Source organism: Brevibacillus fulvus, assembly GCF_016908525.1.
In the GTDB taxonomy this organism is placed as follows: domain Bacteria; phylum Bacillota; class Bacilli; order Brevibacillales; family Brevibacillaceae; genus Brevibacillus_G; species Brevibacillus_G fulvus.
This window is the reverse complement of sequence record NZ_JAFBEB010000005.1, coordinates 223521-238364: the sequence shown is the minus strand read 5'-3', so window position 1 is coordinate 238364 and position 14844 is coordinate 223521. Positions and strand designations below refer to the sequence as shown.

Here is a 14844-nt window from a genome sequence, read left to right as displayed (position 1 = left end):
CCAACATGGAGATTTTGTCTGCAAGAAGAAGGAAAGCGTTCGCAGTTGGCGGACTGATGCTGGCCGTCGCCATTTGTACGATGGTGTTGAGTTTAAATACGGGCACAATCTGGCTTTCCCCGATTACGATCGTGCAAACGCTGTTTGGTTTCGGGGACGCTGATGCGGCCATGGTTCTGTTCGATTATCGTTTGCCCCGCATTCTTGTTTGTGCGTTGGCCGGTATCGGATTGGCGGTATCCGGCTCGATTTTGCAGGGCATTTCGCGCAATTCCCTGGCTGATCCGGGAATCCTCGGTCTGCACGCCGGAGCTTCCTGCGGTTTGATTGTTTTCATTACCTTTTTTCGCTCACTGGAAGATCCGCTCGCGCTGTTTATTCCCTTGTTTACATTTGCTGGTGGAACGATCGCGGCCTTGCTGATTTTTTTGCTGGCTTATAATCGGCAAACGGGATTGCAGCCGGTCCGCATGATCTTGGTGGGGATTGCGGTAACGGCTGGATTCAGTGCCATTTCGTTGTTTTTTTCGCTGCGTCTCGATGAGGATACATACAGTTTTACTTCCAGGTGGCTGGTCGGCAGTGTTTGGGGGCGCGATTGGGAAAACGTCTATGCGTTGTTTCCCTGGGTAACGATCTTCACTTGCTATTCATTGTGGAGGGCGCGAATTTTGGACGCATTTTCTCTGGGAGACGAACGGGCGATTGGCATCGGCGTCGCGCTGCAGAGAGAGCGGCTGTGGCTGCTGCTGTCCGCTGTAGCCTTGTCCAGTGCAAGTGTGGCAATGGTGGGAGGCGTTGGCTTCATTGGCCTGGTTGCTCCGCATCTGGCCAAACGGCTGGTCGGTTCCACCGCCAAATACCAGATACCGGTCGCAGCCCTGATTGGCTTGATCATTTTGGCAGCAGCTGACATGATCGGGCGAACGCTCTTTTTGCCAAACTCCATTCCGGCCGGAGTAATTGTCGCCGCTGTCGGAGCGCCTTACTTTTTATTTTTACTCGTGAAAGCAAAATCATGACGGATGAGGAAGTGAAGATATGCGCAAATTCAAACCAACTGTTTTAACGATCATCACTGCTCTGCTTTTCAGCCTGCTGGCTGGCTGCAGCAGCAGTACCAAAACACCAACAACCGCACAAGCAACTGGCGGAGCACACACGGAAAAAGCAGAAAAGATCGCATCGCTGTCAATTCATCTGACAAACGATCTGTTGGCGCTCGGCATCACTCCTGTCGGTTCGGTCATCGGTGGCAAAGCCAAAGATTTTCTGGCCCATGTCGCCGACCGGCTGCATAACACCAAAAAATTGGGGGTAGCAGCCGATCCGGATATGGAAGCTTTGCTCGCGCTAAAGCCGGATATGATTTTGGTTGACGAAGAGTTTGCCGGCCAGGATTTGGACAAATACAACAAGATTGCTCCTACCCATATGTTTTCCCTCGATGAAGGCACCTGGCGCGATCATTTGCGGGCACTCGGCCAGATGCTCAACCGGGAGCAACAGGCGGAATCGTTTATTCAAGAATACGAAGCGCAAGCGGAACGGGTCAAATCGCTGATTAAGGAGAAAACAGGGGCGACTACGGCCATGGCCATCCGGGTATCGGCAAAAGAGTTGCGCGTTCAGGGAATGAAGCGACCGCTTGGCCCGCTTTTGTTTGAAGATCTGGAGTTGCAGCCGGCAAACGGAGTGGAAAAAATTCAGAAAGCCTATGAGGTCATTTCACAAGAAGTGCTGGCGGATTATGACCCGGATTTGATTTTTGTCATTGTCAATGTCGAGGAAGATGCCAAGAAAGTGTTTGAACAGTTGCAAGTAAATCCGCTTTGGCTTGGTCTTCGGGCGGTGAAGGAGAACCATGTGTACGTGATCAATGAACAACCGTGGCTGGACTACTCGGCACTTGGCAGCAAGATGGCGTTGGATGAAGCGGAGAAGCTGTTTGCCAAGTGAACAAGAACAAACTTGGCTGGCAATCACTCGCAAGGAGCAGGGGAGCATCGCTTTCCTGCTCTTTTTGTCCCATGCGATCTTCTTATAATGGAGAAACCGAGGTCGGAGGTTCAAGAGGAGGTTTGAAACGATGCGCATCGGTTGCCCGTCCGCGCTGTTTTTCCTGCTTGGCTTCGTATGTGGTGCGTTTTATTTTACGGCTGTGGTTGGTTGGAAAAAGAAAAACGGACGATTCCGCTTGTTCAGCGGCTTTGCGCTCTGCGTACAAGCGTTGACCGGAATGGCTTTTTTCGCTGTCTATTTCCGGTACGGTATGGGTCGGGAGACGGTTTTGGGGATTCTGTTTGCTTCACTGCTTGTTCTTATAACATTGACCGATATTACAGACCAATCAATTCCGAACCGTCTGCTGCTGCCTTTTTTTCTGCTGTTTCTCGTGCTGCGGTTTTGGCACCCTTATCCGGGACACGGTTATGTGACGCATCTTGCGAGCACGGCGGCAGCTTTTTTGTGCTTTTGGATGTTTGCGGCAGCAAGCGGCGGCATAGGCGGTGGAGATATAAAGTTATATGCTGTGATTGGCATGTTTTTGCCGCCCTTTCCCCTGTTTCGGGCAGTCTTGCTTTCTTCGATAATAGGTTGTTTGACGGTTGCTGTTATGCTGCTTTTGCAACGGATCAAGCGCAGGCAAATGGTTGCTTACGGCCCGTTTATCGCGATCGGGTCCTTTCTTTCCTATCTCTATGGGGACGTATGCCCGGTCGGTTTCAACTGCGGATAGAGATCGCTTGACCTTCGGATAAAATCCGTATGACTTTGGCAAGCTAAGTAGGAGGTTTAACCGATCAAGGAACTCTCGAAAAAGGGGGAAACCCAAAGATGAACAGCGACAATGTTGCGTCAGAAAGTTCCGTGAGGACGGGGCCGCTGTTTGCGGTAATGTTGGTAGGCGGGTTTGTCGCCTTTTTGAACCAGACATTGGTGAATACGGCATTGCCGCAAATGATGGAGACCCTGCAAATTGATGCGGCAACGGCTGACTGGTTGATTACGATTTATATGCTTGTAAACGGGATTGTCATTCCGGTTACCGCTTATCTTTTGGAGAGGTTCACCACGAGGCAACTGTTTTTGTCGGCACTTGGAATCTTTACAGTGGGCACCTTGATTTGCGGGATTGCGCCTTATTTTTCCTTGATTCTGGTCGGACGGGTCATACAGGCTGCAGGTGCAGGCATCATGTTTCCTTTAATGACCAGCGTGATTTTCAATGTATTTCCGCTGGAGCGACGCGGTGCGGCGATGGGAATCCTGGGCGTAGCGATGAACTTTGCACCGGCCATCGGACCGACGTTGTCCGGTTGGGTGGTAGAACATTACTCGTGGCGGGTGTTGTTTTTCATTATTTTCCCAATTGCTTTAATCAACTTGATCGTTGCTTTCTTTCTGATGCGCAACGTGACGGAGACGGGACGGCCCAAACTGGACGTATTAGGTGTTATCCTGTCAACGGTTGGCTTTGGCGGGTTGCTTTACGGCTTTTCCACCGCAGGCAATGCCGGATGGAGCAGTCCGACGGTTATTTCGACGCTTGTCGTGGGCGTGATCAGTTTGCTGTTATTTGTCTGGAGACAGATGACCGTAGGACATCCGATCCTGGAGTTTCGCATTTTTCGCTATCCGATTTTTACGTTGACGACAGTAATCAATGTGGTTGTGACAATGGCGATGTTTTCCGGGATGATCCTGCTGCCGCTTTACACGCAAACTGTACGCGGCTTCACACCGTTTGAAGCGGGATTGATGCTATTGCCTGGCGGAATCGTCATGGGGATCATGTCGCCGATCACCGGGCGTCTGTTTGACAAATACGGTGCCAAATGGTTGGCTATCTCCGGACTGTTCATCACGATCATCACCACATACGCTTTGACGCGACTCCACACTAATACGGCTTATGGCTATGTGATCACCGTTTTTACCATTCGGATGTTTGGTATGTCGCTGCTGATGATGCCTATTTTTACAGCGGGATTAAATGCGTTGCCGATGTCGATGAATAGTTACGGCACTGCCATGGTCAATACCATTCGGATGATTGCCGGAGCAGTAGGTATGGCATTGTTTGTCTCCATTATGTCCGATCGCGCTGCTACCCATCTTGAATTCTTTACTCGCCAAGGGGTTCCAGTGACCGATGCGCTTACCCGGGAAGCGACGGCGATGGGGATCAATGATTCTTTTATGGTGGCCACAATTTTAACGATCATCTCCTTTGTTTTAGCGTTCTTTCTTAAAAATACCGCTCCAGGCGAACAACAAGAGAAAGCGAAAGATCCGGCTGTTCAATGGAAAAAGCAAAAACAGCCGACGTAGACGATCTATCACTTTGATTGATATGCCTATCCGTAATGGATAGGTTTTAATTTTGAAAACGTTGTAATTTTTTGTTAGAATATTCATAAAAATAAGGTAAGCAAACGCTGACAGACAGACGCTCATCTTGGGAAAGGAGAATTGTTTATGAGAAAAAAAAGAACGAGCTTCTTCGCGGGAATGCTGCTGACCTTAACGCTCGGCTTTAGTCTTATCACAAATGGAAGCGCTTACGCGGCGGGGCAGGCGGGAGCGCAATCCACTCCGGCTGATTGGAATATGGCGGAGAGGATCGTGAAAACGATTGAAGAACCAGCGATTCCCGATCGCCAGTTCAACGTAACTGCTTTCGGGGCAAAAGGTGATGGCGAGACGGATGATCACGATGCGATTATGGCTGCAATCGAGGCGGCCAGCAAAGAAGGGGGAGGACGGGTTGTTTTGCCCAAAGGTGTCTGGCTTAGCAATGGCCCGATCCATCTGAAGAGCAATATCGATCTCCATGTTTCAGAAGGGGCAACGTTGCTGTTTGGCCCCGATCCGCAGGATTACTTGCCGGTTGTCCATACCCGTTGGGAAGGAACGGAGCTGTACAGCTACTCTCCTTTGATTTACGCCAATGATGTCCATGATGTGGCAATTACCGGAAAGGGCGTAATTGACGGTAATGCCGACAGCGTATTCCACAGCTGGACAGAGAAACAGGGAGATGACCAGCAGAAGTTGCGTCAAATGGGCTTTACGGGAGTTCCAGTCAAGGAGCGGGTTTTTGGCGAGGGGACCTATCTGCGTCCGCCGATCATTCAGTTCTTCGGTGCGAAACGAGTGCTGCTGGAGGATTATACGGTGAAGAACTCTCCGTTTTGGGTCAATCATCTTGTCTATACCGACCATGCGATTGTTCGCGATATTACGGTTGACAGCCATCGCGCCAATAACGACGGCGTAGATATCGATTCCAGCACATATGTTTTGGTGGAGAACAATATGTTCAGGACCGGCGATGACTCTGTTGTTGTCAAATCAGGCCGTGATCTGGATGGCCGGCAAATTGGCAAACCGAGCGAGTATATCGTCGTGCGCAACAACGATATGGGAGGAGAAGACGGGATCGCTCTCGGAAGCGAGATGTCCGGTGATATTCGTTATGTGTTCTTTATGGATAACGTTTTGCGGCAAGGAGCGTCGGCTATCCGCTTTAAAGCCAACTTGGACCGCGGCGGTGTCGTCGAACACATCCGCGTGCGCAATATGAAAGTGGAGAGCTTTGACACCTTGTTCTGGTTCCAGCTCAATTATCCGGGGGAACTGGGAGGGAACTTTCCGTCTGTTTATCGGGACATTGTCTTTGAAGATATGACCGTCGAGAGTGCCGGAACGATGTTTGAAGTCCATGCACCGGAGGGGTATCCGCTGGAAGATGTGCTTTTGAAAAACATTACGGTCAAAAAGGTGGTAAAAACACCGTTGGTTTTGGAAAACGTGAAGCAGCTTGTTTTTGACAACGTTGTAATTGGCAGCGACAAAATCAATGGCTCGCTGGATTGGCAGTAATAGCAACAACGGCGCGTTCATCCGGCCCGCTATATGCAGCGGGCCGGATTTTTTGCCTTGACTGGCATGAGCAGGGGAGTGGTGAACGTATAGATAAGTAAAACAATTTGGAAAAGCAGGGAGATGAATGGAATGGCCAATATTGTCAAGGCGCATCCGAAGTTGTACGTGATGGACAATGGACGAATGAGGATGGATAAGAACTGGATGATTGCCATGCACAACCCGGCAACAGCGAGCAATCCCAACGCCCCGGCGGAGTTTGTCGAGTTTCCCATCTATACGGTTCTGATCGATCATCCCGAAGGAAAAATTTTGTTTGACACCTCCTGCAATCCCAATTCGATGGGGCCGGAGGGACGCTGGGCAGAAACAACACAGCAGCAGTTTCCGTGGACCGCAACCGAAGAATGCTATTTGCACAACCGCTTGGAACAGCTAAAGGTCCGACCGGAAGACATTACATATGTCGTCGCCTCCCATCTGCATCTTGACCACGCCGGCTGTCTGGAGATGTTCACCAATGCGACGATCATCGTGCATGAGGATGAATGGAACGGGACTTTGCAAAGCTACGCCAGACATCAAAAAGAAGGCGCTTACATATGGGCTGACATCGATGCCTGGATCAAAAACCGTTTGCAATGGCGTCCGGTCAAACGGACGGAGGACAATTTGCCGCTTGCCGCGGGAATCAAAGTGCTCAATTTTGGCAGCGGGCACGCCTGGGGAATGTTGGGGCTGCATGTAGAAATGCCGGAAACAGGCGGTATCATTCTTGCTTCTGATGCCGTCTATACGGCCGAAAGCTACGGGCCGCCTGTGAAACCGCCGGGAATTATTTACGATTCGCTGGGCTACCGCAACGCTGTGGAGAAAATCAGGCGAATTGCTGAAAAAACCGGTTCGCAAGTATGGTTCGGGCATGATTCCGAACAGTTTCGCCAGTTCCGCAAATCTACGGAAGGTTATTATGAATAAAGAGGGGGAATTCCAATGAATGTGGCCCGCATCGTTTTTGCCCCGCTTAGTATAACCGGTTGGGGGGCGCTGCAGCAGCTTGTGCCGGAAGTGAGCAAATTTTCCCCGAAAAAAATCCTGGTCGTCACTGATCCGGCTTTGGTGAAGATTGGGTTGGCGGAGCGAGTCACAGAATCGCTGCGTCAAAACGGATTCGCTGTTGAAGTTTACACCGAAGTGGTGCCGGAGCCGCCGCTGGAGATTGGGGAGAAGCTGGTTCAATTTGCCCGCGGAAACCGTTTTGATCTGGTCATCGGTTTGGGTGGCGGCAGTGCGCTCGATTTGGCGAAACTGGCAGCGGTCATGGCAGTACATGAAGGTTCCGTGGCCGACTATCTGAATTTGACGGGCAAAAAACAGATTACACAAAAAGCTTTGCCCAAAATTTTGATCCCGACCACTTCGGGGACAGGTTCGGAAGTAACCAACATCGCTGTGCTCTCTCTGGAAACGACGAAGGATGTTGTGACGCATGATTCCTTGTTGGCGGATGTGGCGATTGTTGATCCGGAGTTGACTGTTTCCGTCCCGCCGCGGGTTACTGCGGCAACAGGCATCGATGCGCTCACGCATGCGGTCGAAGCGTATGTGTCGGTAAACGCCAATCCGGCAACAGATGCGCTTGCTCTGCAAGCGGTCAGACTGATTGCCCGCTCTTTGCGGACAGCGGTGCAGGAGGGGAGCAGTCGGCAGGCGAGAACAGATATGAGCATGGGCAGCTATCTGGCCGGCCTGGCCTTCTTTAATGCCGGGGTAGCGGGTGTTCATGCGTTGGCTTATCCGCTGGGCGGTCAATTTCATCTGTCCCATGGCGAGTCAAATGCTGTTTTGCTGCCGTACGTTATGGGCTATATCCGCCACAGCTGTCAAAAACGTCTGGCTGATCTGCTCGATTATCTGGGGGGCGCGTCGCATTTGCTTTCCGAGGAGGAAGCCTCTTACCGCTGTGTGGAGCAGTTGGTAAGCATTGTACGGGACGTGGGCATTCCGCAGACTCTGGCTGATTTCCAAATTCCACAATCTGCATTGGAAAGCTTGACCCAGGACGGAATCAAGCAAAAGCGACTGTTGGCACGCAGCCCGATGCCGTTGGGCGAAGACGATATCCGAACGATTTACCGCGCAGCTTATAACGGTAAAATAACCGAGCCGAACCGGTAAATCAAAGAAAAAAGGAAGAGCAACCGAAGCGGTCGTTTGCTTCTGGTTGCTTCTTCCTTTTTATCTGCGTTTGCTGCTGCGAGCTTATGATTTGCTACAGTCGGAAACGGGTAAGCATGGCTTGCAGTTCTTCCGCCATTTTGGAAAGAGAAGAGGCGGAGGCGGTAATTTCTTGCATGGAAGCAAGCTGTTCTTCGGTCACGGCCGAGACATTTTGAATCCCCGAGGCGGATTGCTCCGAAATGGCTGATACGTTGTCCATCGCTTCTGCCACTTCTTGAGTCCGCGAAGCAATTTGCTGCGCAGCGGCCGAAACTTGTCTGATCTGTGTAGCAGCTCGTTCGATCGCCTGTTCAATTTGCTCAAATAAGGTACCGGCCAAGTTCACTGCCGATCTTCCGTCATTTACTTCCTGAGTGACCGAATGCATCGTTTCAATCGTCGCATTGGTATCTTCCTGAATGCCCAAGATCAGTTGGGCGATCTGTTGAGCCGATTGCGCTGACTGTTCAGCCAGCTTGCGCACTTCGTCAGCAACGACGGCAAAACCTCGTCCATGTTCACCCGCGCGCGCCGCTTCGATCGCTGCATTAAGCGCCAACAAGTTGGTTTGCGCGGAAATATCCGTAATCACATCAATGATGTTGCCGATTTGCGCGGAGCGGTCGCCCAAAGATTTGACATCATTGCCCAATTGTCCAACGCGATTGCTGATCGAATTCATTTGCGAAACAGCTTGTTGGATCGATTTGTTCCCTTCAGCAGATTTGCTGGTTGCCTCTGTGGCCGAAACCGATACTTGATCGGCATTGCTGGCAATCTCCTGGATCTGCTCAGCCATCGCTTGCATTGACTGGTTCGTTTGTTCAACATGGGTCAGCTGGTTGTCAGTTCCCGCAGCGACTTCCTGAACAGAATGGGCAACCAGTTCACTCGACTTGCTGCTCTGTTCGGCGCTGGCCAACAGCTCTTCCGCCGATGCCGAAAGCTGCATGGCGTTTTCCCCGACTTTGACCAATACTGTTCGCAGAGATGCAGCCATCTCATTGAAACTCGCCGCAAGTGTGCCCAGTTCGTCTTTTCGCTTCAAGTCGATCTGTTCGGTCAAATTTCCTTCACTGATTTTCTGTGAAGCTTCCGTCATCGTTTTCAGCGGACGAACGATGGAGAGGATAATATAGGTGACCAATACGGCGCCGAGCAAGAAGGAGATAATCAGGACGATCAACGTACTGCGCAAGATGGGCGCGGCCTGTTGCTCTACTTCATTGGAATACATGGTGCCGGCCAATTTCCAGCCTGTTTCCTGGTTGGTAGTGAAGAACATTTTTTTCCAATCGGTTCCGTTAAACAAGTACTCAAAATAGCCGGATTCACTCTTGAACAGATTGTCGTTTTGCACGTTTTTCGGAGCCAGATCGCCCGGTTTGACCGTTGGGTGGACAACCATTTTCCGCTCACTGTCAATAATATACACATAGCCTTGCTGGCCGATTTTCACCTGTTTGCTGATATCGGAGACGCGATCCAGATTGATATTGATCCCGACAATGCCGTCCCCTTTTTCTGTGACTTTGGCAACCGTCACGACCAGATTGTGAGTTGCTGACGATTCCGAGGGCGAGGTGATGATGACTTTGCCTTTGTCCTTCGTTGCGGCTATGTACCAGCCTTTTGTTCGTACATCAGTAACGTCCTTTCCTTCTGGAGACAGCAAGATAGCCCCTTGGGAAGTGGCGACAAAGGCTGTTTCTACATCGGGATGCGATTGGCGATATTGTTCCAATAAAGCGGAGATGGATTGATTTGTTCCGGCAAAAGAGCCGGCGGGAACCGAAATCTCTGTTGGATCAATTAGTGTGGACAACAACTCCACATCCCCTTTTTTCGCAGCAAAAAACTGGTTAATGGTGTCATTCAACAAATCAACGTTTTGCTCGGCACTGCCGATCATTTCTTGATCGATCTTGTTTTTGGCGGTAAAGTACGATTCCATTGAAATAACAATGCTGGGGACAAGCAAAACCAAACAAAAGGCGATGATCAATTTGTTTTTGATCGTAAAGAAATAGCCTTTTTGGCCGGTTAGCGATCCCCTTGCTTTTTTCTTTTTGGGTAATATTCCTTTCAACTTGCTGGCTCCTCTCTCTTCCTTCGCTGCCCCTGATCCAACATCGGCAAAGATGTGATTGACGCTTTGAAGTATCTGTTGTGATGGCGTAAATTTATACTGCTGCATTAATAGTAACGGCTAGAGTTGCAATCTTTTTTAATTTAAATAAAAAAAAATCAATAAGTTTTGTTTTATTGAAAGTGTTCAGCGATGTTGACAAAAAAACCCAGCCAGATATATCATAGCAACGGCAAACGGTAATGAGATTGCCAAATAAGTTTGCTTCGTCCGGAAGATAATACGATTATAAGGGGGGATGACAAGTGTTGATCATACATGCTTTTCTCAAAGTAACTCCCGAACATCGCACAACATTTCTTGAACTGGCTGAACAGGTGGTCAAGCATACACAAGCGGAACCAGGGAATATCAGCTATCAGCTTTTTGAGCATACCGGGCAGGCCAATACGTTTGTCATGCTGGAGGAATGGCAGGATGAGCACGCTCTGAAGCAGCATGGTGAATCCGCCCATTTTCAGGAGTTCATTCGCAAGGCAAAACCGCTTCTTGTCGAACCGCTGCAGGCGCGCAAATACGAAGTAATCGCACAATCGTAAAAGGAGTGTTGATAATGAGCAATGAGGCCATGAAACAGCAAGTGTTGGAGGCTTTTCGGTTTAGACACGCGACCAAGGAATTTGATCCCGATCGAAAGGTTTCTGACGAGGATTTTCAATATATTCTCGAAGCAGCCAGATTGTCTCCGAGCTCAGTTGGATTGGAACCGTGGAAGTTCTTGATCATTCAAAACCATGACTTGAGAGAGAAGCTGCGCAAAGTGTCATGGGGAGCACAAGGGCAGTTGCCCACAGCCAGCCATTTCGTCGTGATCTTATCCCGGACGATGAAAGATTTAAAATTTGATTCCGATTACGTGCAGGACCAGTTGAAAAACGTTAAACAGATGCCGCCTGAAATTGTGGAAAGGCTAAGCGGTACATATAAAAACTTCCAGGAAAATGACTTCCACCTGCTGGACAGCGATCGGGCGATGTTTGACTGGGGATGCAAACAGACGTATATCGCATTGGCCAATATGATGACGGCAGCCGCTTTGATCGGCATTGATTCCTGTCCGATCGAAGGCTTTGACCGGGATTTGGTGCATCAGGTTCTGGAACAGGAAGGGCTTCTGCAAGATGGGAGTTTTGATGTATCGGTAATGGCTGCGTTTGGATACCGGGTGAGGGAACCGCGTCCGAAGACGAGAAGGGCGATGGAACAGATCGTTGAATGGATACAGTGATTCAGCTGGCATTATTTAATCGGGATGGGGAGGCTCAATTTTGATGTCCATTTTTGCCCAAAGACGCACAGTTCGCAAATATACACAAAAACCTGTGGACAAGGATTTGTTGACAAAAGTTTTGACGGAAGCGGTATCAGCTCCATCGTGGGCCAACTCCCAACCATGGGAGGTTTACGTTGCCGCAGGAGATGTCCTGGAACAACTGCGAGCAGCCTATACCGATTCCTTTGACAAGGGAGAACCGGGCAATCCCGATTTGGCTTATCCACAAAGCTGGCCAGATTATTTACAGGAGCGAATGAATCGGGCCTATCAGGAAACATTTCAAGCAATGGGAATTGAGCGTGATGACAAACAAGCGCGCGAGGCAAACTGGCGCAACAATTTCCGCTTTTTTGAAGCGCCCGTGGCGGTATTTTTGTGCCTGGATCAGTCATTGAACGAATGGTCAATTCTTGATCTGGGATTGTTTGCGCAAAATCTGATGCTCGCAGCTGTCGCCAATGGGCTCGATTGCGCACCGGCGGCCAGCTCGATCAGTTATCCGCAGCACTTGCGGAGAATTTTGGGGATTCCGGAACAGCATAAAATCATTGTCGGAATTATGCTTGGTTACGGAGACCATGAGCATCCATACAATCAAGTAAAAACCAGTCGGGTACCCTTGACGGAAAATATCCGACTGATCGGGATTGAATAAAAGCGTGTAAGCAAAACTGGCCGACCTCAAGGGGTCGGTTATTTTTTTATTAATTTCCACAATCTTACAGGAATTCTCAACCCTTTTGTCAAACTTGGTTATACCCTGATGATTCAGCAGGCACAGCCGACAAAGCGAATTCATATAAGTTACTTTGAAAACGTGAGCAAGGGGGTTGGGAGATGCTTACCGCACGAATGAGCATGATTGTCCGGGAGTTGTTGGCAGCGGATACTACGGTAACGAGCGAGTATCTGGCCCGTGTCATTCAAGTAACCTCCCGTACGGTTCGCAACGAGCTGAAAGATCTGGATCAACTGCTCGCCAAGCATGGAGCAGCGATCAAATCCGTACGCGGAACGGGGTACCAGCTCGTTATCCATGATCAGCAGCAATTTCGGCAATTGCTGAAAGAAACAATGGAAAATCAGCACTTCCCAGGCTTACCTCCCAATTTGCCAGAGGAACGCGTGCAATATTTAATCAAACGCTTGTTGTTTGCAGATGGCTATATCAAGTTGGAAGCGCTGGCCGATGAATTGTTTATCAGCAAATCTACTCTGCAAAATGATTTGCGAGCAGTAAAAAAGCTACTGCAAAGCTATGAGATTACTTTGGAGAAACGGCCCAACTACGGATTGAAAATCAAGGGCGAGGAAATGAAGCTGCGCTTTTGCATGGCCGAATATTTAGGAAACCGGACCAGCAGCGAGCAAGATTTAGTCAACAGTTTTGCCGATATTCTCTCTTCCGAGCAAATCAACGTGATACGGCAAGTCATTCTGGAGCACGTGCAAAGTTCGCAAATTTCATTGTCCGATGTGCAATTGCAAAATCTGATCGTTCATATCGCCATTGCTTGCAAGCGCATTCAGAATGGCAATCATGTAGCGTTAATTGCCGATGAAGTCAAGCATTTGTCAAAAAGCAATGAATACCAGGCAGCGGCAAAAATTGTTGCCGACATTGAAAAACGGTTGGAGATCGCTTTTCCGGCGGTCGAAACAGCCTATATCGCGATTCATTTACTGGGGACGAAAATCCTGTCGCATCCGGCGCTGGAAGATGGCGAATTGCAATCTTTGGTTGATCAGGAGATCCTCCAGTTGGGGATGGAAATTCTGGAAGTGATCGATCAGGACTTGGGATTGGGAATCAAGCATGACCGGGAACTGCTGCTGGGCATCTGTTTGCACCTCAAACCGGCGATAAACCGGCATCGCTTTGGCATGAATTTGCGGAATCCCATGTTGGATGCGATCAAGAGCAACTATCCGGTCGCTTTTGAAGCGGCCGTTCTCGCTGGGGTGGTATTAAAACGCCGGATGGAAATGGACATCCATGAAAACGAACTTGGTTATCTGGCGTTGCATATCGGGGCGGCGATGGAACGAAAAAAACTCAATCTTCAGCCAAAACGGTGTATAATCGTCTGCGCCTCCGGGGTCGGCAGCGCCCGTCTCCTCTACTACAAATTAAAGGCAAAGTTTGGCGGTACGCTGGATATTGTCGGTACGACCGAATACTACAAATTGGCGCAAGTCGCGTTGCATGATCTCGATTTTGTAATCAGTACCATTCCTATTTCCATGCAATTGCCGATCCCGATCATTCAGGTAAACGCGATTCTCGGGGATAGCGATCTGTCCAAGATAGAAAGCGCGATTGGGGAGAAAAGCGAGCCGAACGGCGATTACCTCCGACCAGAGTTGGTGTTCCTGCAGCAAAAGCTGGAGACGAGAGAAGAAGTGCTTCGCTTTCTAACCGGTCAACTGCAGCGATTGGGACTGGTTGATGATCATTTCCTGCAAAAAGTGTGGGAGAGGGAGCGGGTATCCCCGACCTGCTTCGGAAATTTGGTTGCCATACCTCACCCAATCACCCCCCAGACCGACAGCACTTTTTGGGCGATTTGCACATTGCAAAAACCGATCATTTGGGAAGAAAAACGGGTACAGCTGGTCTGTCTGCTGTGCGTGCAAAAAAACAGCAGCGAAGACTTGCAAAAAATGTATAAGCTGTTGGCAACGCTTGTGGACGACAGCACTCTCGTTCAACAATTGCTCAAGTGCAAGAGCTACGCTTCATTTTTGGAAGCCTTTTATCATCAAGGTACCCCCTAGCCTGCCGATCATCCTGCCCATTCTCCTTTATCTTGTTACCGGTTAGAAATCTTGCGGACTGACAATTTTTTTCCGTTGGGCAGCGGAAGTTTGTTGAGTGTAAATGTAAGCGCTCCCAAAATAGAATGGATACAAACAAACCGCAATGAGGCCTCAGGACAGTTGTTTGGCGGGAATCCGATTATAAGAGGAGGAGAAGCGCAATGAATATTTTGCTGTGTTGTTCCGCAGGGATGTCGACAAGTCTCCTGGTCACGAAGATGGAAAAATATGCCGAACTAACGGGGGTTGCTTGCAAAATTTGGGCGGTCCCGGGCGATGTTGTGCACAAGCATATTGAGGAAGCTGACGTCCTGTTGTTGGGACCGCAAGTCCGGTATTTGCTGCCGCATTTGAAAAAACTGGGGGAGGCTCGCAATATTCCTGTCGATGTGATCAACCCGGTTCACTATGGCATGTGTAACGGTGAGGAAGTATTCAAATTTGCGCAAAGGCTGATCACTCAATAGGAGGTGGACGATGTGAGCAA

Annotated in this window: 13 protein-coding genes; 12 read left to right on the top strand and 1 reads right to left on the bottom strand. The window is 49.6% G+C overall.

What is annotated here, in order from left to right:
- Positions 1 to 56 precede the first annotated feature (56 nt).
- The 7 genes from JOD01_RS09635 to JOD01_RS09605 all read left to right on the top strand — a co-directional run bounded on the left by JOD01_RS09635 (position 57) and on the right by JOD01_RS09605 (position 8070).
- A complete protein-coding gene (locus JOD01_RS09635) occupies positions 57 to 1022 on the top strand; it encodes a FecCD family ABC transporter permease (RefSeq protein ID WP_420829079.1) in 966 nt (321 codons plus the stop codon).
- 19 nt (positions 1023 to 1041) lie between these two features.
- Positions 1042 to 1959 carry an iron-hydroxamate ABC transporter substrate-binding protein gene (locus JOD01_RS09630; RefSeq protein WP_204518106.1) on the top strand — a complete coding sequence of 306 codons (918 nt, stop codon included), beginning with the start codon at positions 1042 to 1044 and terminating at the stop codon, positions 1957 to 1959.
- 130 nt (positions 1960 to 2089) lie between these two features.
- Positions 2090 to 2740 (top strand): prepilin peptidase, encoded by a 651-nt coding sequence (locus JOD01_RS09625; RefSeq protein ID WP_204518105.1) that lies wholly within the window; start codon positions 2090 to 2092, stop codon positions 2738 to 2740.
- 98 nt (positions 2741 to 2838) lie between these two features.
- On the top strand, positions 2839 to 4335 hold the full coding sequence (locus tag JOD01_RS09620) for a DHA2 family efflux MFS transporter permease subunit (RefSeq protein ID WP_204518104.1): 1497 nt from the start codon (positions 2839 to 2841) through the stop codon (positions 4333 to 4335).
- Positions 4336 to 4482: 147 nt separating this feature from the next.
- Complete coding sequence (locus JOD01_RS09615) at positions 4483 to 5889, top strand: glycoside hydrolase family 28 protein (protein WP_204518103.1); 1407 nt, start codon at positions 4483 to 4485, stop codon at positions 5887 to 5889.
- 132 nt (positions 5890 to 6021) lie between these two features.
- Positions 6022 to 6870, top strand: a complete 849-nt coding sequence (ahlS, locus tag JOD01_RS09610) for an AhlS family quorum-quenching N-acyl homoserine lactonase (RefSeq protein WP_204518102.1) — start codon at positions 6022 to 6024, stop codon at positions 6868 to 6870.
- Positions 6871 to 6885: 15 nt separating this feature from the next.
- Positions 6886 to 8070 (top strand): iron-containing alcohol dehydrogenase, encoded by a 1185-nt coding sequence (locus tag JOD01_RS09605; RefSeq protein ID WP_204518101.1) that lies wholly within the window; start codon positions 6886 to 6888, stop codon positions 8068 to 8070.
- Between the two features lie 94 nt (positions 8071 to 8164).
- On the opposite strand, the gene JOD01_RS09600 is transcribed toward JOD01_RS09605, so the two are convergent.
- Positions 8165 to 10201, bottom strand: coding sequence for a methyl-accepting chemotaxis protein (locus JOD01_RS09600; RefSeq protein WP_204518100.1), 2037 nt, complete (start codon positions 10199 to 10201; stop codon positions 8165 to 8167).
- Between the two features lie 305 nt (positions 10202 to 10506).
- Here JOD01_RS09600 and JOD01_RS09595 point away from each other — a divergent pair, with 305 nt between their 5' ends.
- The 5 genes from JOD01_RS09595 (at position 10507) to JOD01_RS09575 (ending at position 14824) form a co-directional block, all read left to right on the top strand.
- Positions 10507 to 10800 (top strand): antibiotic biosynthesis monooxygenase, encoded by a 294-nt coding sequence (locus tag JOD01_RS09595; protein ID WP_204518099.1) that lies wholly within the window; start codon positions 10507 to 10509, stop codon positions 10798 to 10800.
- 14 nt (positions 10801 to 10814) lie between these two features.
- Positions 10815 to 11489 (top strand): NAD(P)H-dependent oxidoreductase, encoded by a 675-nt coding sequence (locus JOD01_RS09590; protein WP_204518098.1) that lies wholly within the window; start codon positions 10815 to 10817, stop codon positions 11487 to 11489.
- A 43-nt stretch (positions 11490 to 11532) separates the two neighbouring features.
- The gene (locus tag JOD01_RS09585; RefSeq protein WP_204518097.1) at positions 11533 to 12192 is read left to right on the top strand and encodes a nitroreductase; all 660 of its coding nucleotides are present in this window, start codon (positions 11533 to 11535) and stop codon (positions 12190 to 12192) included.
- A gap of 182 nt (positions 12193 to 12374) precedes the next feature.
- A complete protein-coding gene (locus tag JOD01_RS09580) occupies positions 12375 to 14315 on the top strand; it encodes a BglG family transcription antiterminator (RefSeq protein WP_204518096.1) in 1941 nt (646 codons plus the stop codon).
- A 203-nt stretch (positions 14316 to 14518) separates the two neighbouring features.
- A complete protein-coding gene (locus tag JOD01_RS09575; RefSeq protein ID WP_204518095.1) occupies positions 14519 to 14824 on the top strand; it encodes a PTS sugar transporter subunit IIB in 306 nt (101 codons plus the stop codon).
- Positions 14825 to 14844: the final 20 nt, after the last annotated feature.